Source organism: Streptomyces sp. NPDC030991, assembly GCF_055571235.1.
In genome coordinates this window covers 565,253-589,890 of the sequence record NZ_JBVIFR010000002.1, presented here as the reverse complement: position 1 = coordinate 589,890, position 24,638 = coordinate 565,253, and the positions used below count along the sequence as shown (strand labels likewise).

Sequence of the window (24,638 nt, the reverse complement as noted above, 5' to 3'; positions counted from 1 at the left end):
CAAGTGTGGGAGAAATTGCTGACAATTTTGTGGGCGATCCATATTCTGGCGGCGCTGCACGCACTGATCCGTGTCCCCGCGCCCCGTTCCGGCGCGGGGACACGGCAGTTGTCCGTAGAGCCGCGATGACAGGAGACGAACGTGAAGCGCAGGACAGTGGTCATGGGACTCGCCGCGGCCGCCGCGGTGCCGGCGGCCGGGCTCGCGTCCGCCACGGTGGCGCGAGCCGCCACGTCCCCCTCCCTGACCTTCGACCCCGACGCGTACACGGAGCTGACGACCACCATCAAGGACACCGGGGGCTCCGCCCACGAGGTCGTCTACCGCTTCACCAAGGTCGCCTCCTACGTGGCGAAACCGGTGGACGCCGCGTACCAGTCCCTGAACGTCAGCGTCCCCGTACGGATCGACGGCAAGGCCGTCGACGCCCGCCGCGCCCCCGTCCTGCTCGCCAACCAGATAGGCGGGTACATGCCCTCCTCGGTGGCGGGCGCCACCGGGATCGGCACGACCGGGATGGGCGGCGGCACCAGCCGCCAGGGCCTCGCCCTCGCCGCCGGGTACGTGGTCGTGGAACCCGGTGCCCGCGGCCGTACCCTCGTCGACTCCAGTGGTACGTACTACGGCACCGCGCCCGCCGCGATCGTCGACCTGAAAGCGGCCGTCCGCTACCTGAGGTTCAACAAGGGGCGCGTCCCGGGCGACGTGGACCGCATCGTCTCCTCCGGCGTCAGCGCGGGCGGCGCCCTCTCGGCCCTGCTCGGCGCCTCGGGCGACAGCCCGCTCTACCGCCCCTACCTGGAGGAGATCGGCGCGGCCCCCGCCTCCGACGCGATCTTCGCGACCGGCGCCTGGTGCCCCATCACGGACCTCGAACACGCCGACATGGCGTACGAGTGGTGCTGGGGGAACAGCCCGCTGCGGGACGGCTCCCTGGTGGACCGCACCACCTCCAAGGAGCTCGCCACCGCATATGGCGACCATCTGGCTTCGCTCCACCTGAAGGCGAAGGGTTTCGGCCTGCTGACCGCCCGCACCATGGACACGTACCTCCTGAAGACCTTCATGGAGCCGTCGGCCACGCGGTACCTCGCCGCCCTGTCCGACGCGGACCGCACGGCCTACCTGGCCGCCAACCCGTTCATCACCTGGTCCCGCGGCCGGGCCACCTTCACCTGGAGCGACTTCCTCGCCCACGTCGGCCCACGGAAGAAGAACGTCCCCGCCTTCGACGACTTCGCGATGACCAGCCCCGAGACCAACCTCTTCGGCACCGGAACGACCAGGGCCCGCCACTTCACCCTCTACAGCCTCCGCCACGAGAACGGCGGCAGCGCCCGCCTCGACCCCGACCTCCCCGCCAAGCTCGGCCTGATGAACCCCATGCACCACCTCGCGGGCCAGGCCGACAGCCACCGCTCCCGGCACTGGTGGATCCGGCTCGGCACCAACGACACCGACACCTCGCACACGGTCGCGGGCAAGCTCTCCGCCGGCCTCACCGCACTCGGCGACGACGTGAACACGTCCTTCTACTGGGACGCGGGCCACGGAGCCGACCTGGACCCCGGCGACTTCATCCGCTGGATCGCCGCCGTCGCGGACCGCAGGAAGTAGCGGGCAGGAGGGACCGGGGCGGCACGGAGCGGTTCCGTGTACCCCATACCCTTGTTGTCATGAGCAGCAGCCACCCGCGTCCGTCCGTGGACGATCGTTCACCCAATCCTCCCAAGACGTACGAAGTATTCACCTACGGGTGCCAGATGAACGTCCACGACTCCGAGCGCCTTTCGGGCCTCCTCGAAGGCGCGGGGTACGTCCGTGCCCCCCAGGGCTCCGACGGCGACGCCGACGTCGTGGTGTTCAACACGTGCGCGGTGCGCGAGAACGCGGACAACAAGCTCTACGGCAACCTCGGCCGGCTCGCCCCGCGCAAGACGCAGCGCCCGGGGATGCAGATCGCCGTGGGTGGCTGCCTCGCTCAGAAGGACCGCGACACCATCGTGAAGAAGGCGCCTTGGGTGGACGTCGTCTTCGGCACGCACAACATCGGCAAGCTGCCCGTCCTCCTGGAGCGCGCCCGCGTCCAGGAAGAGGCACAGGTCGAGATCGCCGAGTCCCTCGAAGCCTTCCCGTCGACCCTGCCGACCCGCCGCGAGAGCGCCTACGCGGCCTGGGTCTCCATCTCGGTCGGCTGCAACAACACCTGCACCTTCTGTATCGTCCCCGCCCTGCGCGGCAAGGAGAAGGACCGCAGGACCGGCGACATCCTGGCGGAGGTCGAGGCCCTGGTCGCCGAGGGCGTCTCCGAGATCACCCTGCTCGGCCAGAACGTGAACGCGTACGGCAGCGACATCGGCGACCGCGAGGCGTTCAGCAAGCTGCTGCGCGCCTGCGGGCGGATCGAGGGCCTGGAGCGGGTGCGCTTCACCTCCCCGCACCCGCGCGACTTCACCGACGACGTGATCGCCGCCATGGCCGAGACGCCGAACGTGATGCCGCAGCTCCACATGCCGATGCAGTCCGGCTCGGACACGGTCCTCAAGGCGATGCGCCGCTCGTACCGCCAGGAGCGCTTCCTCGGCATCATCGAGAAGGTCCGCGCCGCCATGCCGCACGCGGCGATCTCGACCGACATCATCGTGGGCTTCCCCGGCGAGACCGAGGAGGACTTCGAGCAGACGATGCACGCCGTGCGCGAGGCCCGCTTCGCCAACGCCTTCACCTTCCAGTACTCCAAGCGTCCCGGGACCCCGGCCGCGACCATGGAGGGGCAGGTCCCCAAGGAGGTCGTCCAGTCGCGCTACGAGCGCCTCGTCGCCCTTCAGGAGGAGATCTCCTGGGAGGAGAACAAGAAGCAGGTCGGCCGCACCCTGGAGCTCATGGTCGCCGAGGGCGAGGGCCGCAAGGACGGCGCCACGCACCGCCTCTCCGGCCGCGCCCCCGACAACCGCCTGGTCCACTTCACCAAGCCGGACGGAGAGGTCCGCCCCGGCGACGTCGTCACGGTCGAGATCACCTACGCGGCCCCGCACCACCTGCTCGCCGAGGGACCGGTCCTGAACGTACGCCCCACGCGCGCGGGCGACGCCTGGGAAAGGCGCACCAAGGAACAGCAGGACACGAAGCAAGGCGTCCTGCTCGGCCTGCCCAAGGTGGGCGTCCCGGAGCCGCTGCCGGCCGCCACCGGGGGCTGCGCCGTCAACTGACCCGATGCTCCGTGAGCCCCGACCAGTAAGCTGCCGATCATGCTTGTCGCCGCCGCCGTATGCCCCTGCCCGCCCCTGCTCGTGCCGGAGGTCGCGGCCGGTGCCGCGCCCGAGCTGGACGCCGCGCGCGAGGCGTGCGACGAGGCGGTCCGCGCGGTGCTCGCGGCCGGTCCCGAGCTCATCGTGATCATCGGTCAGGGCGCGCGGGACAGGACGTACGAGCCGGGGACCCGCGGCTCCTTCCGCCCGTTCGGCATCGACGTCGAGGTGGCCCTCGGCGCCCCCTCCGACACGGTGGAGGAGGAGCTGCCGCCGTCGCTCGCCGTGGGCGCCTGGCTGCTCGCCCGCGCGGACTGGCAAGGGCCCGTGCGCGGCTACGCGGTGACGGGTGACCGGCCCCGGCCGGCGGGCGGCGAGGGCGGCACAGCTCTGGGGTCCTGGGCGGACCGCGTGGGGCTGCTGGTCATGGGCGACGGCACCGCCTGTCGCACGGTGAAGGCCCCGGGCTACCTGGACGAGCGCGCCGAGGCGGTGGACGCGGGCATCGCCGAGGCGCTGCGCACCCTCGACAAGGACGGCTACCTGGCCCGCCTCGACGCGAGGCTCGCCGCCGAGCTGAAGATCTCCGGCCGCGCCCCCTGGCAGCTCCTCGCCGCCGCCTGGGGCGAGGACCACGGCGACAACGGCACGGCCCGCCTCCTGTACGAGGACGCGCCCTACGGCGTGGGCTACTTCGTGGCGACCTGGACGTAGCGCGCCGGCGCGAGCGGTCACCGGACACGGCGACCCCGATGTAGCGCGTCGGCGTGACCGGTCACCGGACACGGCGACGGCCGCGAAGCCCTCGGGCTTCGCGGCCGTCCGCCATGTCAGCTGCGCCGGTGCGCCGTCAGGACGCCGCGGGGGGCGACGGCGGGGCGCCGCCGTCCTTGCCGTCCGGTGCGGAGAGACGGTCCAGGGCGTCCTTCGCCTTGCTCGTGCCGTACCGGATCCTGTCGCTGTACTTGCCCTTGGTCTTCTCGTCGACCGCCTTGGCGGCCTTGTCCAGACCCTGGTCGATCTTCTCCCCGTGCTGCTGCGCGAGGCCGGAGACCTTGTCCTTGGCAGGGCTCAGCTTGGCTTTCACATTGTCCAGGAAGCCCATGGATCCGCCTTTCCTCGCGACGCTACGTGCGGGCGCCCTCGCCGGCCGCCGCCTCGTTGTCGGCGGCCTGCTGCGCGGACTGCTGCTTCGGGATCTCCACGTTCTCCGTCGCGGTGGCCCCGGCCGCCTCGCCGGCCTCGCCCTCCGCGGCCTTCTCCCCGTCCGTGACGGCCTCGACAGCGGCCTCGGACGCCTCGGACGGGGATGTGGTGCCCTCGGAGTCCGCAGGGCTCTCAGCGCCCGTGGAGCCCTCGGCGTCCTCCGCCTCCGGCCCGGCGGTCAGAGTGGCGGCCTGCGCCTCGGCGGGCGACGCCGCGTCGCTGTCCTTGGCCTTCCGGCGAAACATGGCAAAAACGCCCATTTCAACTCCATATGGTACTCGTGTGGGCGAAATCCCGCCCTGCCCGGTGCGTCCCATTGTGTCGCCCGGGTCCCCGGTCCTCGAAACCGGCGGCTGGAACCTCGCAACAGGCAACGACCCTGAACCTGTGGCGTCACGCAGCTCGTTCGAGAAGTGACCCGCGGGTTTGCGAGACTAGGGCGGTGAGTAGCGCAGCTCCCGCCCCGCGGGTCATCGCCGTCGTCGGTCCGACCGCGGCCGGAAAGTCAGATCTCGGTGTCTTCCTCGCCGAAGAACTCGGCGGCGAAGTCGTCAACGCCGACTCCATGCAGCTCTACCGGGGGATGGACATCGGCACCGCCAAGCTGACGCCCGAGGAGCGCGCCGGGGTCCCGCACCACCTCCTGGACATCTGGGACGTCACGGAGACCGCGAGCGTCGCCGAGTACCAGAGGCTGGCCCGCGCCGCGATCGACCGGCTCCTCGCCGAGGGCCGCTGGCCCGTCCTCGTCGGCGGTTCCGGCCTCTATGTACGCGGCGCCGTCGACAAGATGGAGTTCCCCGGCACCGACCCCGAGGTCCGCGCCCGCCTGGAGGAGGAGCTGACCCTGCGCGGCTCCGGCGCCCTGCACGCCCGTCTCGCCGCGGCCGACCCGCAGGCCGCCGTCGCGATCCTGCCGAGCAACGGCCGGCGCATCGTGCGCGCCCTCGAAGTCATCGAGATCACCGGCAAGCCGTTCACGGCCAACCTCCCGGGCCACGACTCCGTCTACGACACCGTCCAGATCGGTGTCGACGTCGCGCGCCCCGAACTCGACGAACGCATCGCCACGCGCGTGGACCGTATGTGGGAGGCGGGCCTCGTCGAGGAGGTGCGCGCCCTCGCGGCACAAGGGCTGCGCGAGGGACGTACGGCGTCGCGCGCACTCGGCTACCAGCAGGTTCTCGCCGTCCTCGCGGGGGAGTGCACCGAGGAGGAGGCGCGCGCGGAGACCGTCCGTGCCACCAAACGCTTCGCGCGCCGCCAGGACTCGTGGTTCCGGCGCGATCCACGGGTGCATTGGTTGAGTGGGGCCGTCGCCGAACGCGGGGAACTCCGCGACCGGGCAATGGCGTTGCTCGAACGACCGGTCACAGCCTGATCACGTGATGGCATCGGGAAGCTCAGGCCGTCCTCCCGGCCTCTTCGGCCGTGCCATCATCGACCATCGATCGACCAGTGGAGTCCGAAGTGGGAGGGCGCGTGGCGATGGAGGCCGGCCCTCGTGACACCGCACCGGGCGGGGAGCAGTTGAGCCCCGACGGACCAGAGGCGATCCCGGACGGCGTGATCGCCGACGGGCCGACCGCCGACGAGCTCACCGCGCAGGACGAGGCGGCGGAGGTCGAGATCGAACTGCGCCCGCAGCGCAGACTCCGCATCTGGCAGCTCGCCCCCATCGTGATCCTGGCCACCATCGGCTCGCTGATGTTCGCGTTCCCGCTGTTCTTCGAGTTCGGCGACGGCGGCGCGGTCGTCGCGATGCTGGGCCTGCTGATCAGCTCGTGCGCGGCCGGCTGGGGCATGATGGCGGCCCGCCGCGTGGGCTACGCCCTGCCGGGCTTCCCGCCGCGCGGTTCGGGCAGCTGGCCGGACTGGCGTGTCGTGGGCGCGTACGTGGTCGTCGTGGCGGCGGTGGCGGTCCTCGCCGTCTGGCGGGTGGCGCGACTCCGCTGACCGCGGTGTCGGACCGATCTCGTACGATCGAGAAATGACCACCTTCCTCAAGGGCCATGGGACGCAGAACGACTTCGTGATCATCCCGGACCCGGAGAACGGCATCGAGCTCTCCGCGGCCGCGGTGGCCGCGCTGTGCGACCGTCGCGCCGGTATCGGCGGTGACGGCGTCCTGCACGTGGTGCGCTCCGCCGCCCACCCGGACGCGCGGGACATGGCGGCCGAGGCCGAGTGGTTCATGGACTACCGCAACGGGGACGGCTCGATCGCCGAGATGTGCGGCAACGGGGTGCGGGTCTTCGCCCACTACCTCCAGCGCGCCGGGCACGTGAGCGAGGGTGATGTCGCCGTGGCCACGCGCGGCGGCGTCAAGCGCGTCCACATCGACAAAGAAGGCCTGATCACGGTCGGTATGGGCCGGGCCGTCCGGCCCGCGGGCGACGTCACCGTCTCCGTCGGCGACCGCACCTGGCCCGCGACGAACGTGAACATGGGCAACCCGCACGCCGTCGCCTTCGTGGACGACCTGGCGCACGCGGGCACCCTCTACGACCCGCCCGCCTTCGCCCCGGCCGACGCCTACCCGCAGGGGGTGAACGTCGAGTTCGTCGTCGACCGCGGCCCCCGCCACGTCGCCATGCGCGTGCACGAGCGCGGCTCGGGCGAGACCCGCTCCTGCGGCACCGGCGCCTGCGCGGTGGCCGTCGCCGCCGCCCGCAGAGACGGGCTCGACCCGGACCGGACAGGCTCTCCGGTGACGTACGAGGTCGATCTGCCCGGCGGCCGGCTGACGATCACCGAGCGGCCCGGCGGCGAGATCGAGATGACCGGGCCCGCCGAGATCGTGGCCGAGGGGGTGATCGACGCGGACTGGTTCGCGGAGATCGAAACCGTAAACCCGTGAACTGTCGCTCGAATGGGTGATCCGTTTCACGCTGGGCGAGAGCTGGACGGCACCACGTGATGGGCTCGGTAGCATCAAGCACCGGTCCGGACGGGTACCCCCGCCAGCCCGCCGCCGGGTCGAGCAAGCCGGAGGTGCTCATGAGTGCGGAGGCGACCAACCCCGCCACCCCAGGGCCGATCACGCCCGGAGCAACCCGAAGGCGTGGCCGGCCCCGGATCGACCTGCGCCGGCTGGGCCGCGCCGCGCTCCTCGGCACCGCCTCCCGGGGCCGGTTCCCCGACGCCATCGGACACGTGGTCGAGGCGCACCGCGCCCACCACCCGGACGCCGCGATCGACCCGCTGCACCGTGCCTATGTGCTGGCCGAGTCCTCGCACCGCGGCCAGATGCGCAAGAGCGGCGAGCCGTACATCACGCACCCGCTCGCGGTGACGCTGATCCTCGCCGAACTGGGCGCGGAGACCACGACGCTGACCGCCTCCCTCCTCCACGACACCGTCGAGGACACGGATGTCACGCTCGACCAGGTGCGCACGGAGTTCGGCGAGGAGGTCGCCTACCTCGTCGACGGCGTCACCAAGCTGGAGAAGGTCGACTACGGCGCCGCCGCCGAGCCCGAGACCTTCCGCAAGATGCTCGTCGCCACCGGCAACGACGTCCGCGTCATGTCGATCAAACTCGCCGACCGCCTGCACAACATGCGCACCCTCGGCGTCATGCGCCAGGAGAAGCAGGAGCGGATCGCCAAGGTCACCCGCGACGTCCTCATCCCGCTCGCCGAGCGCCTGGGCGTCCAGGCCCTGAAGACCGAACTGGAGGACCTCGTCTTCGCGATCCTCCACCCCGACGAGTACACGCTGACCCACCAGCTCATGGCGGCCAACGCGGCCCGGGAGGACGATCCGCTCGCCGCGATCGCCGAAGAGGTGCGCGGCGTGCTCCGCGAGGCGGGCCTGAGCGCCGAGGTCCTCATCAGGCCACGGCACTTCGTGTCGGTGCACCGGGTCCGCCGCAAGCGCGGTGAGCTGCGCGGCTCCGACTTCGGGCGGCTCCTCGTCCTGGTCGCGGAGGACGCGGACTGTTACGGCGTCCTCGGCGAGCTGCACACCTGTTTCACCCCGGTGGTCTCGGAGTTCAAGGACTTCATCGCCGTACCGAAGTTCAACCTGTACCAATCGCTGCACACGGCCGTCGCCCGCGGTGACGGCGAGGTCGCCGAGGTCCTCATCCGCACCCACCAGATGCACAAGGTGGCCGAGGCGGGCGTCGTCGCCCTCGGCAATCCCTACACGCCCTCCGGCGAGGAGCACCAGGACCCCGCCGAGGAAGGCGCCGAGCGCGCCGACCCCACGCGCCCCGGCTGGCTCTCCCGCCTCCTCGACTGGCAGCAGTCCGCACCCGACGCCGACATGTTCTGGTCGACGCTGCGCGAGGACCTCGCACAGGACCGCGAGATCACCGTCTTCAGACCGGACGGCGGCACCATCGGCCTGCCCGCGGGCGCCAGCTGTGTCGACGCCGCCTACGCCCAGTACGGCGAGGACGCCCACGCCTGCATCGGCGCGCGCGTCAACGGCCGCCTGGCGACGCTCAGCACGGTCCTCGTCGACGGCGACACGGTCCAGCTCCTGATGGACCGGATGGAGGGCGCGGCCGCCTCCGAACCGTCCCGCGACTGGCTCGACCACGCCCGTACGCCCGCCGCGCGCATCGCCATCCGGCGTTGGCTGACCGCCCACCCGGAAGGCCCCAGCGCCCCCCAGGCGCCGCCCCGCGCGCCCTACAGCGGCCCCTCCGCGCGGCCCGCCGCGGCCAACGCCGTGGTCGACCAGCAGCCGGGCGCGACCGTACGCCTGGCCGGCTGCTGCACGCCCGTACCGCCCGACGAGATCACCGCCTTCGCCGTACGCGGCGGCGCCGTCACCGTGCACCGCGTCGCGTGCCCCGGGGTGACGCGCATGAAGAGCGCCGGGCGCGCGGAGGTCGGCGTGCGCTGGGCCGACTCGGAGAGCGCCGAGTACCGGGTGACCCTCGTCGCCGAGTCGTTCAGCCGCCCGCACCTCCTCGCCGACCTCACGGAAGCCATAGCGCTGGAGGGCGTCGCCATCATCTCGGCGACCGTCGAACCGCCCACCCAGGGCGGCGTCCGGCACACGTACACGCTCCAACTCCCGGACGCGGCGCACCTCCCGGGGCTCATGCGGGCCATGCGGAACGTGCCGGGGGTGTACGACGTGGGGCGCGCCCAGCACGCGACGGCCGCGGTCTGACTCGGCCGTCGCCCCCTGTGGGCCGCAGGGAGCCTCGTTCGGGTGGGAGCGGCGTGTACCGGCCCCGTCGCGGGGCGCCGCGCTGATAGCCGTAGTTCATGCTGCTCAGCTCCCGAACGCCCCGCACCGCCGCGCTCCTCGCCGCAGGTGTCTCCGTCGCCCTCCTCGCGGCGGCCGCGCCACCGGCGGCCACCCCGCTCGGCATCGGCGACCGCCTCTTCCCGCACCTCGGCAACCCCGGGTACGACGTGGCGTCGTACGACATCTCCTTCACCTACCGCGGCGACAACAGCAAGCCGCTCTCCGCCGTCACCAAGATCGACGCGCGGGCCACCGACCGGCTCGACCAGGTCAACCTCGACTTCTCGCACGGAACGGTGCGGTCGGTGGAGGTGAACGGCGCCCCCGCGCGATTCGCGACCGGCGACGAGGACCTGATCGTGACGCCGGACCACCCGGTGGTGCCGGGTCAGCCGCTGCGCATCACCGTGCACCACACCAGCAACCCCCTACCCGGCAAGGTGGACGTCGGCTGGCTCCGCACCAAGGACGGGCTCGCCATGGCGAACCAGGCGGACGCCGCGCACCGCGTCTTCCCGTGCAACGACCATCCCTCGGACAAGGCCTACTTCACGTTCCGGGTGACCACCCCCAAGAACCTCGTGGCCGTCGCCAACGGGCTCCCCGTCGCGACGGAGCGCGCCGGCTCCACCACCAGCCGGGTCTACCGCACCGCCCACCCCATGGCCACCGAACTGGCCCAGGTCTCCATCGGCCGGTCGGCCGTCCTGCACCAGGAAGGGCCGCACGAGCTGCCCGTCCGCGATGTCGTCCCCGCCAAGGACGCCAAGGTCCTGCGCCCCTGGCTGGCCAGGACGCCCGGCCAGATCGCCTGGCTGGAGAGCAAGGTCGGCCGCTACCCGTTCGAGAACTACGGCCTGCTCATCGCCGAGGCGAACACCGGCTTCGAACTCGAGACGCAGACGCTCTCCCTCTTCGAGCGCGAGGTCTTCACCCGTCCCGAGTACCCGAAGTGGTACGTCGAGTCGATCATGGTCCACGAACTCGCGCACCAGTGGTTCGGCGACAGCGTCAGCCCGCGCACCTGGTCCGACCTGTGGCTGAACGAGGGCCACGCCACCTGGTACGAGGCCCTGTACACCGAGGAGAAGGCGCACGCGCCCCTGGAGAAGCGGATGCGCAACGCCTACCGCGCCTCCGACGGCTGGCGCGCGGCCGGCGGCCCGCCCGCCGCGCCCAAGGGCCCCGAGCAGGGCGAGAAGATCAGCATCTTCCGGCCGGTCGTCTACGACGGCAGCGCCCTGGTCCTGTACGCGCTGCGGCAGGAGATCGGCAAGGAAGCGTTCGAGCTGCTGGAGCGCCTGTGGGTGAGCACGCACCGCGACTCCTCCGTCACGACCGCCGACTTCGTCTCCCTCGCCTCCCAGGTCTCCGGGCACGATCTGACGGACTTCTTCCAGGCGTGGCTGTACGGGAAGAAGACACCGCCGATGCCGGGGCACCCGGACTGGAAGGCCGAACCCGTGCAGAAGTAGGCCCAGGGGGCAGGCTTGACCCCGGCGATCACGGGAAATAACCCTGATGACGAGACGGCCCGTTCCGTGCGAACATCTTCACTCCGGCGCCGGATCGGCCCGCCGGGAATCCCGGAGGCCGGTCGTGCGTTGTCAGAGATGACGGACGAGGCGTCCGTCACACCGACCCACTCCAGCGACGTAAGGATCCAATGACCTCCTCCTCTTCCCCTTCCCAGGAAGCGCAGAATCTCGCGCAGAACCACACCGAAGGTCTTCGGGCCGATGCCCTGATGGAAGAGGACGTCGCCTGGAGCCATGAGATCGACACAGCGCGGGACGGCGATCAGTTCGACCGCTCCGAGCGCGCGGCCCTGCGCCGCGTGGCGGGCCTCTCCACCGAGCTCGAGGACGTAACCGAGGTCGAGTACCGCCAGCTCCGCCTGGAGCGTGTGGTCCTCGTCGGCGTCTGGACGTCGGGCACGGTCGACGACGCGGAGAACTCCCTCGCGGAGCTGGCCGCCCTCGCCGAGACGGCGGGTGCCCTCGTGCTCGACGGCGTCATCCAGCGCCGCGACAAGCCCGACGCCGCGACGTACATCGGCTCCGGCAAGGCCCAGGAGCTGCGGGACATCGTCCTGGAGACCGGCGCCGACACCGTGGTGTGCGACGGTGAGCTGAGCCCCGGCCAGCTCATCCACCTCGAAGACGTCGTCAAGGTGAAGGTGGTCGACCGGACCGCCCTGATCCTCGACATCTTCGCCCAGCACGCCAAGTCCCGGGAGGGCAAGGCGCAGGTCGCGCTCGCGCAGATGCAGTACATGCTGCCGCGACTGCGCGGCTGGGGGCAGTCGCTCTCCCGTCAGATGGGTGGCGGTGGCTCCTCCGGCTCCGGCGGTGGCATGGCCACCCGTGGTCCCGGTGAGACGAAGATCGAGACGGACCGGCGACGGATCCGCGAGAAGATGGCGAAGATGCGCCGTGAGATCGCGGAGATGAAGACGGGCCGCGAGATCAAGCGCCAGGAGCGCCGCCGCAACAAGGTGCCCTCGGTCGCCATCGCCGGCTACACCAACGCGGGCAAGTCGTCCCTGCTCAACCGCCTCACCGGCGCGGGCGTCCTGGTGGAGAACGCGCTGTTCGCCACCCTCGACCCGACCGTGCGCCGGGCCGAGACCCCGAGCGGCCGGCTCTACACGCTGGCCGACACGGTCGGTTTTGTCCGGCACCTGCCGCACCACCTCGTCGAGGCGTTCCGCTCCACGATGGAGGAGGTCGGCGACTCCGACCTGATCCTGCACGTGGTCGACGGCTCGCACCCGGCGCCCGAGGAGCAGCTCGCTTCCGTACGCGAAGTGATCCGTGACGTCGGGGCCACCAAGGTCCCCGAGATCGTGGTGATCAACAAGGCGGACGCGGCCGACCCGCTGGTGCTCCAGCGTCTGATGCGCCAGGAGAAGCACTCGATCGCCGTCTCGGCCCGCACGGGCATGGGCATCGAGGAGCTGCTCGCGCTCATCGACGTCGAACTGCCGCGGCCCGAGGTCGAGATCGAGGCCCTCGTGCCGTACACGCAGGGCCGGCTGATCGCGCGGGCGCACAACGACGGCGACGTGATCTCCGAGGAGCACACCCCGGAGGGCACGCTGCTGAAGGCCCGCGTCCACGAGGAACTGGCGGCGGAGTTCGTGCCGTACGTTCCCGCGGCGGCGAGCTGACCCGCACCAAGTGAAGGAGCCCCGCCCGGGTCCACCGGGCGGGGCTCCTTCACGTACGGCTCTCTCGGTCCTCCGCGAACGTCTTACCGGCTGCCGTACTTCTCGCTCATCGTGTCGAAGACCTGTTGGGCCTCGGGGCCCAACTGCGGTCCGGCGAGCCAGGTGTTGGTGGCCGGGCCGATCGACGTGTTCGACACCAGGACGGTCTTGCCGTCACGGACGCGGAACCAGCCGCCGCCCGACGAACCGCCCGTCATCGTGCAGCCGATGCGGTACATCGTCGGCTGTCCGGGGCTGAGCGAGAGCCGGCCGGGCCGGTCGAGGCACTTGTTCATGAGCAGCCCGTCGAAGGGCGGAGCGGCCGGGTAGCCCCACGCGCCCATCGAACCGACCGACTGCACGGACGGCGCCGAGAAGTCCACGTCCAGCGCGTTGCCGACCGTCTCCTCCAGGGACTTGGTGCCCTGCTCCGGCTTCACGTGCAGCACGGCGAAGTCGTAGGGCGCGCCCGCGCCGCCCGACTCGGCGCCCTGGTCTATCCACTCGTTCGAGGTGGAGGCCCAGTCGGCCCAGTAGGTGCCGTACGGGGCGGTCTCCGTCTGCGTCGCGTCGCGCAGCGCGTCCGCCGACCTGCCCTGGTCGTTGTAGGACGGCACGAACGCGATGTTGCGGTACCAGCCGCCCGCCGAGCCCGCGTGCACACAGTGGCCCGCGGTCCACACCAGGTTCGACCTGCCCGGGTTGCGCGGGTCCTTCACGACGGTGCCGGAGCAGACCATCGAACCCTCGGGGGAGTCGAAGAAGACCTTGCCGACCGGTGCCGCGTTCTCGTGGTACGGCACCTTCTCGGCCTGCGCCGGGACGGGTTCGGGCTCCGGGTCGGAGACTCCCTGGTCGCCGACGGCGTCCTTCGCCGCGATCGTCTTCTCCGGGTCCTTTGCGGACTTCATCCGCTCGGGCTTCCACAGATCGTCGATGACCGGGTTGACGAAGTCCTTGGACTCGCGGAGCCAGTCGTCCTTGTCCCAGTTCTTCCAGGCCCCGTTCTTCCACTTGTCGGGGTCGATGCCGTGCTTCTTCAGCCGGTCGGCGACGTCGGCCGGCAGCCCGGCGCCGCTGTCGGATCCCTGTGACGAGGCGGCGGCCGGCTTCTCCCCGGCTGTGGCCTGGCTGTCCTTGCCGTCGTCGCAAGCGGTGGCGGTGAGCGCCAGGGCGGCGGCGAGCCCGGTCGCGGCGAGGACGGTGCGCCGCCCCCGGCCCCGGACGGCGGACGGACGTATGGAACGCATGGCGCGATAACCCCCGAGAAACGCGGCGCGCGGTACGCCGTGGCGACTGGCCGCGGTCGTAGGCGCGCAAGATCTGTCATGAGCGTGTCATCGACGGGGTGGGCGTCGCGCGCACCCCGTTCCGACACAGCACCCCACTATGCCCCTGGGGCTGGGGATGAACGGCGGCGGGACGGTGAAGGTTTACGCACCTCACCGCCGCCGCCGTCACGGGCTACTGGCCGGCGTACTTCTTGCTCACGGCCTCGTAGATCGTCTTGGCCTCCTTGCCCAGCCGCGGACCGGCCAGCCAACCCGCGGAGACCGGGCCGATCGAGGTGTTCGACACCAGCGCCGGCTTGCCGTCGGCGCCCTGCCCGACCCAGCCACCACCGGACGAACCACCGGTCATCGTGCAGCCGATCCGGTACATCGTCGGGTCCGTCGTGTTCAGCGAGAGCCGCCCCGGCTCATCGGCGCACTGGAACAGCTTCTGGCCGTCGAACGGCGGCGCCGCCGGATACCCCTTCGCCGTCAGCTGGGAGATCTTCGGCACCGCCGGGGCGTTGAAGTTCACCGGGAGCGACGAACCGACCGTCTCCTCCAGCGACTTGCCCGTGCTGCCCTTCTCCGGCGTCACGTGGATGACGGCGAAGTCGTACGGGGCGCCCATGCCGCCGGTCGGACCGCCCTGCTCGATCCACTGGTCGGACGTCTGCGCCCAGTTGCCCCACCACACGCCGAGCGGAGCGACCTCGCTCTTCGGCGCCCCCTGCAACTCCGCCGCACTCTTGCCGTCGTTGTTGTACGAGGGCACGAACGCGATATTGCGGTACCAGCCGCCCTTCTTGCCCGCGTGCACACAGTGGCCGGCCGTCCAGATCATGTCGGACTTGCCGGGGTGGGCCGGGTCGGAGACCACGGTCGCCGAGCACACCATCGACCCCTCGGGGCCGTCGAAGAACAGCTTCCCCGCGTACGGCGCGCTCTCGTGGTACGGAGCCCCGGCATCCGCCGCCTGCACCGGCCGCGGCGTCGGGTCCGTCACGCCCTGGTCGCCGGAGAGGTCGTTCTCGTCGACCTCGCCGCCGGGGTTCTTGTCGGCGTCACGCATCCGGTCGGAGTCCCACAGACCGTCGATGATCGGGTTGACGAAGTCCTGTGCCTCACGCAGCCACTTGTCCCTGTCCCAGTTCTTCCACTCGCCGTTCTTCCACTTGTCCGGATCGATCCCGTGTTCCCTGAGCTTCTCCTTGATGTTGTCCGGGATCCGGATCGAGTCGCCGCCCGCCGCCGCGGAGGACGACGCCTTGTCACTCGCGTCGTCCTCGCTCGGACCGCACGCGGTGGCGGTGAGGGCGAGCACCGCGCCGAGAGCGACGGCCGCCGCCACGGGGGATGTTCTGCCGCGCGCGCTCCCGGCGCGGCGAACGGTGGACAGCGGACGTATGGATCGCATGGTGTGAATCCCCCTGGGCTTCGAGATCAGTGCACTGCCGAACAGGTGCGGTGGACGGATGTGCGACCCCTCCCCGAACGGCACCCCACACTATGCCGGTGCCGTCGGGGACGACCGACGGAACCGCAACGGTTCCGTCACGGAGGGATCATGGCGCCCCGCCCGCCGCGCGGCCGGACGACGGGTGTGGCGCAGGTCTCGTCACGAGTCTTCGAGCGGCCCGTGTTCCTCCCGCCCCCTCGTCGTTAGGGCGTACGGGGGACCCGCAGTCGGCGCTCAGCCCTGGAACCGTCCTGGTGTGCCGCCAGGGCGGTCCTTCGATGCTGTGTCCGCCAACTCGCGCCGCCCACCGGTGAGTCGCCACCGGTGAGTCGACGGGACCAGTCGACCGTATCTCCAGCGGGAGGACCAGCAGCCGTGGCCGTGAACGACCCTGCGCCCGTGACGGCGCCCACCCCCTCCGACGAGGAGGCGCGCGGGACAGCCGCACACGAGAGCGCCGTGCACGAAGGGATCCTGCGCCGTCAGGCCGCGCGGGAGTCGGCGGCGCGCACCTACGCGCGCGCCCTGCCGATCGTGCCGGTGCGGGCCCGCGGCCTCACCATCGAGGGGGCCGACGGCCGTCGCTACCTGGACTGCCTCTCCGGCGCGGGCACCCTGGCGCTCGGCCACAACCACCCCGTGGTGCTGGAGGCCATCCGCAAAGTGCTCGATTCGGGTGCGCCGTTGCACGTCCTCGACCTGGCCACCCCCGTCAAGGACGCCTTCACCACCGAGCTGTTCCGTACGCTGCCACGCGCCCTCGCCGACCGCGCCCGCATCCAGTTCTGCGGGCCGGCCGGGACGGACGCCGTCGAGGCCGCGCTCAAACTGGTCCGCACCGCCACCGGCCGGCCGGGCCTGTTCGCCTTCACCGGCGCGTACCACGGGATGACCGCCGGGGCCCTCGAAGCGTCGAGCGGCGCGCAGGACGTCCGCGTCGCACGCCTGCCCTACCCGCAGGACTACCGCTGCCCCTTCGGTATCGGCGGCCCCCGCGGAGCCGAACTCGCAGCCCGCTGGACCGAGTCGCTCCTCGACGACACCAAATCGGGGGTGCCGCGCCCGGCCGGCATGATCCTCGAACCGGTGCAGGGCGAAGGCGGTGTCATCCCCGCCCCCGACGCCTGGCTGCGCCGCATGCGGACGATCACCGAGTCCCGCTCGATCCCGCTCATCGCCGACGAGGTGCAGACCGGGGTCGGCAGGACCGGCGCGTTCTGGGCCGTGGATCACAGCGGGGTCGTACCGGACGTGATGGTCCTGTCCAAGGCGATCGGCGGCAGCCTCCCGCTCGCGGTGATCGTCTACCGCGACGACCTCGACGTCTGGGGGCCTGGCGCCCACGCGGGCACGTTCCGCGGCAACCAGCTCGCGATGGCCGCCGGCGCGGCGACGCTGGCCCACGTACGCGAGAACGGACTCGCCGAACGCGCCGGTTTGCTCGGCGCCCGCATGATCGGCCAACTCCACTCCCTGGCCAAGGAGTTCCCGTGCATCGGTGACGTACGGGGCCGCGGCCTCATGATCGGGGTCGAACTCGTCGACCCGGAAGGCGCCCCCGCGGCCGGCGCCGCCGTCGACGGCGTCGACCTCTCGGCCGACCCGCTCCTCGGCGGACCCGCGGCCGCACCGCTCCCCGCCGCCCCCGGCCTGGCCGCGGCCGTCCGCGACGCCTGCCTCGACCGGGGTCTGATCGTCGAGCTCGGCGGCCGGCACTCCAGTGTCGTACGCCTCCTGCCCCCGCTCACCATCACCGACGAACAGGCGGCGGCAGTCGTCGACCGCCTCGCGGACGCGCTCGCGGCCGTGGCCCGCGCGCACACGTAAGGCGCTCTGCCGACAAGTCTCCGCCGCTCCCCCCACGGAGATCCCGCGGAAACGCCCCGGCCGTACCAGCACACGGCGGCGCGCCCCGCCCCGGCGACAGCCGGGGCGACCGGACCAGCCGGACCATCGCCTCTCGGAGCCCCACCCCACGCAAGGAAGCACTCGTGAACGCCACTCCCGCATCCGACGGCCGTCCCCAGCCCCCAGTCGGAGGAGCCTGCGACACGCAGACCCCGCCCGGGCCGGAGCGTGACACCGTCCCCTGCCAGAAGGACGGCGTCCAGGAGGCCGAACGACTGCCCGCCGCCCCCGTCGACCTGCTGGAACACCCCGACCCCGCGACCGCCGCCCAGCTCGCGGCGGTCGAGAACCTGCTGCGCTGCTGGGTGCGTGAGAACGACCTCGCCCCACCGCCCGTCGGCGCCCTCCGCGTGGCCCTCCCCGCGAGCGGCACCACCCTCCTCGTCCCCGTCCACTACTGGTCCCCGACGGGCTGGCACCGCTTCGGCCTGCCGTACCTGGAGGACGGCCCCCAGGGCGCGCCCTGCGTCGACGCGGTGACTCTGGCCGCGTTCCTGAGCCGCGAATCCGCCCCACCTGACGAGAAGCGGGACGCCCGGCGCGGGCCGGATTCCGCTGGGGCAGCGCTGCCCCGTGCGGCCGCGGCGCCCACCGCTACCGCTGCCGTACCTTCCGAAGCCCCCGCCACGCTGCCCCCGTCTGCCCCCGCCGCCGCTCCGTCCCCTCCCGTCACCGGCACCCCGTCCGGCGACGGCGGTGACCTGGTCGGGCGCGTGGCCGACTCCGTGCGGCGCACCGCCGATTTCATCGCCGACCGGCGCCGCCACCGGGGCGACGGCCCCGACCGGTTCCTCGCCGGTGAGCAGGCCCTCCTCCTCGGCCACCCGCTGCACCCGACGCCGAAGAGCCGCGAGGGGCTCTCCGAGGCCGAAGTCCGCCTGTACTCACCGGAACTCCGCGGTTCCTTCCCCCTGCACTGGATCGCCGTCGCGCCCGACGTCCTCGCCCACGACTCGGCCTGGACCGAACGCGGCCGCACCGTCCCCGCCCCCCGCCTCACCGCCCGGCTGGCGGGCCCGGGGCTCGCGGTGCCCGACGGCTACGCGGCCCTGCCCCTGCACCCCTGGCAACTGCGAGAGCTCCAGCACCGCCCGGGCACCGCCGCCCTCCTGGACGCGGGCGTCCTGCGCGACCTCGGCCCGTACGGCGAACCCTGGTTCCCCACCTCCTCCGTCCGCACCCTGTACCGGCCCGGCGCACCGGCGATGCTGAAACTCTCGCTCGGCCTGCGGATCACCAACTCCCGCCGGGAGAACCTCCGTAAGGAACTCCACCGGGGCGTCGAGGTCCACCGCCTGCTGCGCGGCGGCCTCGCCGAGCAGTGGCACGCCGTCCACCCCCGCTTCGACATCGTCCGCGACCCGGCCTGGCTCGCGGTCGACGACCCGGCCGGCGAACCCGTCCCCGGCCTCGACGTCATGATCCGCAACAACCCCTTCGGCCCCGGCGACGACGCCACCTGCATCGCCGGCTTCGTCTCGCCCCGGCCCCCGCACGACCCGGCCGGCCCCCTGGACCGCACCCCGGTGACCTCACGGCTCGCCGACACCATCACCCGCCTCGCGGCCCGTACCGGACGACCGCGCGGCGCCGTGGCGACCGAGTGGTTCCTGCGCTACCTCCACCACGTGGTGCGCCCCGTCCTGTGGCTCGACAGCGAAGCCGGCATCGCCCTCGAAGCACACCAGCAGAACACCCTCCTCCTGCTCGACGCCGACGGCTGGCCCACCGGCGGCCGGTACCGCGACAACCAGGGCTACTACTTCCGCGAGTCCCGCCGGGCCGAACTCGACGAGAGACTGCCCGGCATCGGCGAACTCAGCGACACCTTCGTCTCCGACGAGGTCACCGACGAACGGTTCGCCTACTACCTCGCCATCAACAACGTCTTCGGCCTCATCGGCGCCTTCGGCTCCCAGCGCCTCGCCGACGAACGCCTGTTGCTCGCCGCGTTCCGCCGCTTCCTCGGCGAGGCCGCCGGCGGCCCCGGCCGGCTGAGCAGCCCGCTGCCGAACCGCCTCCTGGACTCGCCCACACTGCGCTGCAAGGCGAACCTCCTCACCCGGCTGCACGGCCTCGACGAACTCGTCGGCCCCGTCGACACCCAGTCCGTCTACGTCACCATCGCCAACCCCTTGCACAGCTGAGACCCGGCCACCCGAGGACCACGCCCCGCACCACTTCCTGAGAGGAGCGTCGCCGTGCCCCCCACCGATGCGAGCACCGACGCCGAGGCGGCCCCCGTCGCCGACCCGGACTGCCAGGACACCCTTGACCTGCGCCTTCCCGACGAGCTGATCGAGTTCATCGCCGATCAGGACGGGCCGCGACCCGCCGACGGGAGAGCGGGCGACGCGACGGGCGATCTGCTCGACCGCGTGGGGGAGTGGGGGCCGGCCACCACCCCCTCGGGCGTGTTCCAGCTCGTCCCCGCCCGCATCGACCGCGACCTCGGGCTCATCAGCCGCTGGATGAACGACCCCGCCGTGGCCGCCTTCTGGGAACTCGCGGGCCCCGAGACCGTCACCGCCGACCACCTCGCCCCGCAACTCGCCGGTGACGGCCGCAGCGTGCCCTGCCTCGGCGTCCTGGACGGGACGCCGATGAGCTACTGGGAGATCTACCGCGCCGACCTCGACCCGCTGGCCCGCCACTACCCGGCCCGCCCGCACGACACCGGGGTCCACCTCCTCATCGGTGGCGTCGGCGACCGCGGCCGCGGGCTCGGGACGACCCTGCTCAGGGCCGTCGCCGACCTCGTACTCGACCACCGCCCCGCATGCGCGCGCGTCATCGCGGAACCCGACCTGCGCAACACCCCGTCCGTCTCCGCGTTTCTGAGCGCCGGCTTCCGCTTCGCCGCCGAGGTCGACCTGCCCGACAAGCGGGCCGCGCTCATGGTCCGTGACCGAGCCCTGCGCACCCTGCTGTGAGCCCGTCACCCCTGATACTCCGCTCGACCCGACCCGGTTCCCCCGCGAGGAGTTCCCGTGCCGAATCCGCCCGTCGTCCCGAACCCCGCAGAACCGCCCGCGCTCTACGACCCGCCCGAGCTCACGCGTGAGAACTGGGAGAGGGCGGGAGCGCGTCTGCTGGCCAAGCTGATCGGTGAATTCGCGTACGAAGAGATCCTCCGGCCGCTGCCCGCCGACCCCGACGCGACCGTGGCCCCCGGCCGCCACCACCCCTACACGTTGACCGTCCCCGGCCGGCGCGGCTCGGCCGGGGACCGGCTCCGGTTCCACGCCCGCCGCGGCGCCTACGGCAGCTGGCAGGTCGACCCGGGGACCATCGCATGGGTGCCCGCGCCGGACGCGGCAACCGACGAGGCAATTGCTCCCCGCGCCCCCGCGCCGGACGCGGCAACCGACGAGGCAATTGCTCCCCGCGCCCCCGCGCCGGACGCGGCAACCGACGAGGCAACCGCTCCCCGCGCCCCCGCACCGGACGCGGCGACCGACGAGGCAATTGCTCCCCGCGCCCCCGAGCCGGACGCGGCAACCGACGAGACAACCGCTCCCCGCGCCCCCGAGCCGTGCACCGACCCGCTCGCCTTCCTCGTCCGCACCAAGCACCTCCTCGGCCTCGACGGCGCCACCCTCGGCCACCTCATCCGCGAACTCTCCGTCACCCTCGCCGCCGACGCCCGCCTCGACCACACCGCGCTGCCCGCACCGCGCCTCGCCGACCTCGGATACGCCGAACTGGAAGGCCACCAGACCGGCCACCCCTGGATCGTCCTCAACAAAGGCCGCCTCGGTTTCTCGGCGGCCGACACCGCCCGCTGGGCCCCGGAGGCGCGCTGTCGCACCAGCCTCCCCTGGATCGCCGTGCACACCAGCCTCGCCGCCTACCGGGGCGCCGCGGGTCTGGAGACCGCCGACGCCCTCTACACCCGCGAACTGGACGCGCCGACCCGGGAACTGTTCGCCGAGAGCCTCCGCGCACGGGGCCTGGACCCGGCCGCGTACCTCTATCTGCCGGTGCACCCCTGGCAGTGGGACGACATCGTGCTCCCGCTCTTCGCGCCCTCCGTCGCCGCCGACGCGATCGTCCCGCTCCCCACCGACGGCGACCAGCGACTGCCCCAGCAGTCGATCCGTACGTTCCTGAACATCACCCACCCGGAGCGGCACACCGTCAAACTGCCGCTCTCCGTGCTCAACACCCTTGTGTGGCGCGGACTTCCGACCGAGCGCACCCTGGCCGCCCCCGCCGTCACCACATGGATGCTCGCCCTGCGCGACGCCGACCCCTTCCTTAAGGACGAGTGCGGAGTCATCCTGCTGGGCGAGGTCGCCTCCGTGGCGGTGCAGCACCCTCTGTACGGAGGGCTTGAAGAGGTCCCCTACCAGTACAAGGAGCTGCTCGGAGCCATCTGGCGGGAGCCCGTCGCGCGCCATCTCGCCCCCGGAGAGCGCGCCCGCACACTCGCCTCCCTGTTACTCGTCGACCCGCACGGGCGCGCGTTCACGGCGGAGCTCGTGGAACGCTCGGGGCTCGACGCGAAGACCTGGCTGCGCCGGCTGTTCGCCGCTCTCCTGCCGCCGCTGCTGCGCTTCCTCTACCGCTACGGAACCGTGTTCTCGCCGCACGGGGAGAACGCCATCGTCGTCTTCGACGAGCAGGACGTACCCGTGCGCCTCGCGGTCAAGGACTTCGTCGACGACGTCAATGTCAGCGCGGAGCCGCTACCGGAGCACGGTTCCATGCCGCAGGTCGTACGTGACGTCCTGCTGACGGAGAGCCCCGCCTTCCTGACGCAGTTCATCCACTCCGGTCTCTTCGTCGGCGTCTTCCGCTACCTGGCCCCGCTGTGCGAGGAACAACTCGGGGTGCCGGAGGCGGAGTTCTGGACCCTGGTGCGCACCGAGATCCTGCGCCACCACGCCCGCTTCCCGGAGCTGAAGGAGCGGTACGAGATGTTCGACCTGCTCACCCCGCGGATCGAGCGCCTGTGTCTCAACCGCAACCGCCTTCACCTCGACGGCTACCGAGACCGTGCGCACCGCCCGCACGCCGCCGTGCACGGCACCGTCGCCAACCCCCTGCACCAGCTGTGATCGCGGGATTGTCAGTGGGGCCGTTTAGGGTGGTCGAGCTATGACGAAGCCCTCACTCCCCGAGCTCCTGCACGCCGCCGTCACCTCCGTCGGCGGCACGGAGCGCCCTGGCCAGGTGACCATGGCCGAGACCGTCGCCGAGGCGATCGACGACGGTTCCCATCTCCTTGTCCAGGCGGGCACCGGCACCGGAAAGTCCCTCGGATACCTGGTGCCGGCCCTGGCCCACGGGGAGCGCGTCGTGGTGGCCACGGCCACGCTCGCCCTCCAGCGCCAGCTCGTCGAGCGGGACCTGCCGCGCACGGTCGACGCCCTGCATCCGCTGCTGCGCCGGCGCCCCACGTTCGCCATGCTCAAGGGCCGGTCGAACTACCTGTGTCTGCACCGCCTCCACGAAGGCATGCCGCAGGACGAGGAGGAGGGGCTTTTCGACCAGTTCGAGGCGGCCGCGCCGACCAGCAAGCTCGGACAGGACCTGCTGCGGATGCGGGACTGGGCGGACGAGACGGAGACCGGCGACCGGGACGACCTCACGCCAGGTGTCTCGGACCGGGCCTGGTCCCAGGTGTCCGTGTCGTCGCGGGAATGTCTGGGCGCCTCGAAATGCGCGTACGGACAGGAGTGCTTCGCGGAGATGTCCCGGGAGCGGGCCAAGCTCTCCGACGTCATCGTCACCAACCACGCGCTGCTCGCGATCGACGCCATCGAGGGCGCGCCGGTCCTGCCCGAGCACGAGGTCCTGATCGTGGACGAGGCCCACGAGCTGGTCTCCCGGGTGACCGGGGTGGCGACCGGCGAGCTGACTCCGGGCCAGGTCAACCGCGCGGTGCGGCGAGCCGCGAAGCTGGTGAACGAGAAGGCGGCGGACCAGCTCCAGACCGCCGCCGAGGGGTTCGAGCGGCTCATGGAGCTGGCCCTGCCCGGCCGTCTCGAGGAGATCCCGGAAGACCTCGGCTATGCGCTGATGGCGCTGCGTGACGCGGCGCGGACCGTCATCACCGCCATCGGCTCCACCCGGGACAAGTCCGTCCAGGACGAGGACGCCGTACGCAAGCAGGCCCTCGCCTCCGTGGAGACGATCCACGACGTCGCGGAGCGGATCACGAACGGTTCGGAGTGGGACGTCGTCTGGTACGAGCGTCATGAGCCCCGCCCCGGATCCACCTACCGGCAGAGCGGCGCGTCCCTGCGGGTGGCGCCCATGTCCGTGTCGGGTCTGCTGCGGGAGAAGCTCTTCTCCGACCGTTCCGTCACGCTGACCTCGGCGACCCTGAAGCTCGGCGGTGACTTCAACGGCGTGGGTGCTTCACTGGGCCTCGCCCCCGAGGGCACCCAGGGCGACGACATGCCCGTATGGAAGGGCCTCGACGTCGGCTCGCCGTTCGACTACCCGAAGCAGGGCATCCTCTACGTCGCCAAGCACCTGGCCCGTCCCGCACGCGAGGGCACGCGGAGCGACATGCTGGAGGAGCTGACCGAGCTGGTGCAGGCGGCCGGCGGCAGGACGCTGGGCCTCTTCTCCTCGATGCGCGCCGCGCAGGCGGCGGCCGAGGAGCTGCGCGAGCGGATCCCCGACTTCCCGATCCTGCTCCAGGGCGAGGACACCCTCGGAGAGCTGATCAAGAACTTCGCGGCGGATCCGAAGACCTGCCTCTTCGGCACGTTGTCGTTGTGGCAGGGCGTGGACGTCCCGGGCACGGGCTGCCAGCTGGTCGTCATGGACAAGATCCCGTTCCCCCGGCCCGACGACCCGCTGATGAGCGCCCGGCAGAAAGCGGTGGAGGACGCGGGGGGCAACGGCTTCATGGCGGTGGCGGCGACGCACGCGGCGCTGCTGATGGCGCAGGGCGCGGGCCGCCTCGTGCGCGCGACCGGTGACCGGGGTGTCGTCGCCGTACTCGACCCGCGTCTGGCGACGGCCCGCTACGGCAGCTATCTGCGGGCATCGATGCCGGACTTCTGGTACACGACGGACCGGAATCAGGCGCGGCGCTCTCTCGCGGCGATCGACGCGTCGGCGCAGGCCGAGGGGAGATAGCGCAGGGCCCCGGAACCGGC

At 71.8% G+C, this 24,638-nt stretch carries 18 protein-coding genes; 14 read left to right on the top strand and 4 right to left on the bottom strand.

Annotation, left to right across the window (positions count from 1 at the left end):
- Window positions 1-141 precede the first annotated feature (141 nt).
- Genes ACZ45E_RS06100 through ACZ45E_RS06090 form a run of 3 tightly spaced genes read left to right on the top strand, consistent with a single transcriptional unit; the run spans window position 142 to window position 3,962 of the window.
- A complete protein-coding gene (locus ACZ45E_RS06100) occupies window positions 142-1,617 on the top strand; it encodes a subtype B tannase (protein WP_468217094.1) in 1,476 nt (491 codons plus the stop codon).
- Between the two features lie 59 nt (window positions 1,618-1,676).
- Window positions 1,677-3,209, top strand: coding sequence for a tRNA (N6-isopentenyl adenosine(37)-C2)-methylthiotransferase MiaB (gene miaB, locus ACZ45E_RS06095; protein WP_468217092.1), 1,533 nt, complete (start codon window positions 1,677-1,679; stop codon window positions 3,207-3,209).
- 39 nt (window positions 3,210-3,248) lie between these two features.
- Entirely contained in the window at window positions 3,249-3,962 is a 714-nt protein-coding gene (locus ACZ45E_RS06090; protein ID WP_468217090.1) for a class III extradiol dioxygenase subunit B-like domain-containing protein, read from the top strand.
- A gap of 136 nt (window positions 3,963-4,098) precedes the next feature.
- Here the strand turns inward: ACZ45E_RS06090 and ACZ45E_RS06085 are convergent, their stop codons facing one another.
- Both ACZ45E_RS06085 and ACZ45E_RS06080 read right to left on the bottom strand, forming a co-directional pair.
- Window positions 4,099-4,353 (bottom strand): antitoxin, encoded by a 255-nt coding sequence (locus ACZ45E_RS06085; protein WP_468217088.1) that lies wholly within the window; start codon window positions 4,351-4,353, stop codon window positions 4,099-4,101.
- Window positions 4,354-4,375: 22 nt separating this feature from the next.
- Window positions 4,376-4,699: a hypothetical protein gene (locus ACZ45E_RS06080; RefSeq protein ID WP_468217086.1), complete on the bottom strand. Its 324-nt coding sequence runs from the start codon at window positions 4,697-4,699 to the stop codon at window positions 4,376-4,378.
- Window positions 4,700-4,896: 197 nt separating this feature from the next.
- Between ACZ45E_RS06080 and miaA the strand changes: the two genes are divergently transcribed.
- The 6 genes from miaA to hflX all read left to right on the top strand — a co-directional run bounded on the left by miaA (window position 4,897) and on the right by hflX (window position 12,840).
- Window positions 4,897-5,835, top strand: coding sequence for a tRNA (adenosine(37)-N6)-dimethylallyltransferase MiaA (gene miaA / locus ACZ45E_RS06075; RefSeq protein ID WP_468217085.1), 939 nt, complete (start codon window positions 4,897-4,899; stop codon window positions 5,833-5,835).
- Between the two features lie 107 nt (window positions 5,836-5,942).
- Window positions 5,943-6,410, top strand: a complete 468-nt coding sequence (locus ACZ45E_RS06070) for a hypothetical protein (protein ID WP_468217163.1) — start codon at window positions 5,943-5,945, stop codon at window positions 6,408-6,410.
- 34 nt (window positions 6,411-6,444) lie between these two features.
- On the top strand, window positions 6,445-7,314 hold the full coding sequence (gene dapF, locus ACZ45E_RS06065) for a diaminopimelate epimerase (protein ID WP_468217082.1): 870 nt from the start codon (window positions 6,445-6,447) through the stop codon (window positions 7,312-7,314).
- A 140-nt stretch (window positions 7,315-7,454) separates the two neighbouring features.
- Window positions 7,455-9,587 (top strand): RelA/SpoT family protein, encoded by a 2,133-nt coding sequence (locus ACZ45E_RS06060; protein WP_468217081.1) that lies wholly within the window; start codon window positions 7,455-7,457, stop codon window positions 9,585-9,587.
- Window positions 9,588-9,685: 98 nt separating this feature from the next.
- Window positions 9,686-11,143 (top strand): M1 family metallopeptidase, encoded by a 1,458-nt coding sequence (locus ACZ45E_RS06055; protein WP_468217077.1) that lies wholly within the window; start codon window positions 9,686-9,688, stop codon window positions 11,141-11,143.
- 191 nt (window positions 11,144-11,334) lie between these two features.
- Window positions 11,335-12,840 carry a GTPase HflX gene (gene hflX / locus ACZ45E_RS06050; protein WP_468217075.1) on the top strand — a complete coding sequence of 502 codons (1,506 nt, stop codon included), beginning with the start codon at window positions 11,335-11,337 and terminating at the stop codon, window positions 12,838-12,840.
- An 83-nt stretch (window positions 12,841-12,923) separates the two neighbouring features.
- On the opposite strand, the gene ACZ45E_RS06045 is transcribed toward hflX, so the two are convergent.
- Together ACZ45E_RS06045 and ACZ45E_RS06040 are read right to left on the bottom strand one after the other, a co-directional pair.
- On the bottom strand, window positions 12,924-14,129 hold the full coding sequence (locus ACZ45E_RS06045) for a trypsin-like serine peptidase (RefSeq protein WP_468217073.1): 1,206 nt from the start codon (window positions 14,127-14,129) through the stop codon (window positions 12,924-12,926).
- Between the two features lie 214 nt (window positions 14,130-14,343).
- Complete coding sequence (locus tag ACZ45E_RS06040) at window positions 14,344-15,567, bottom strand: trypsin-like serine peptidase (RefSeq protein WP_468217072.1); 1,224 nt, start codon at window positions 15,565-15,567, stop codon at window positions 14,344-14,346.
- 441 nt (window positions 15,568-16,008) lie between these two features.
- On the opposite strand from ACZ45E_RS06040, the gene ACZ45E_RS06035 reads away from it, so the two are divergent.
- The 5 genes from ACZ45E_RS06035 to ACZ45E_RS06015 all read left to right on the top strand — a co-directional run bounded on the left by ACZ45E_RS06035 (window position 16,009) and on the right by ACZ45E_RS06015 (window position 24,618).
- Window positions 16,009-17,436, top strand: coding sequence for a diaminobutyrate--2-oxoglutarate transaminase family protein (locus ACZ45E_RS06035; protein ID WP_468217070.1), 1,428 nt, complete (start codon window positions 16,009-16,011; stop codon window positions 17,434-17,436).
- Between the two features lie 164 nt (window positions 17,437-17,600).
- Entirely contained in the window at window positions 17,601-19,664 is a 2,064-nt protein-coding gene (locus tag ACZ45E_RS06030; RefSeq protein ID WP_468217068.1) for an IucA/IucC family protein, read from the top strand.
- Between the two features lie 54 nt (window positions 19,665-19,718).
- Window positions 19,719-20,450 carry a GNAT family N-acetyltransferase gene (locus tag ACZ45E_RS06025; protein WP_468217066.1) on the top strand — a complete coding sequence of 244 codons (732 nt, stop codon included), beginning with the start codon at window positions 19,719-19,721 and terminating at the stop codon, window positions 20,448-20,450.
- A gap of 57 nt (window positions 20,451-20,507) precedes the next feature.
- Window positions 20,508-22,580, top strand: a complete 2,073-nt coding sequence (locus ACZ45E_RS06020) for an IucA/IucC family protein (RefSeq protein ID WP_468217065.1) — start codon at window positions 20,508-20,510, stop codon at window positions 22,578-22,580.
- Window positions 22,581-22,620: 40 nt separating this feature from the next.
- Complete coding sequence (locus tag ACZ45E_RS06015; protein ID WP_468217062.1) at window positions 22,621-24,618, top strand: ATP-dependent DNA helicase; 1,998 nt, start codon at window positions 22,621-22,623, stop codon at window positions 24,616-24,618.
- Window positions 24,619-24,638: the final 20 nt, after the last annotated feature.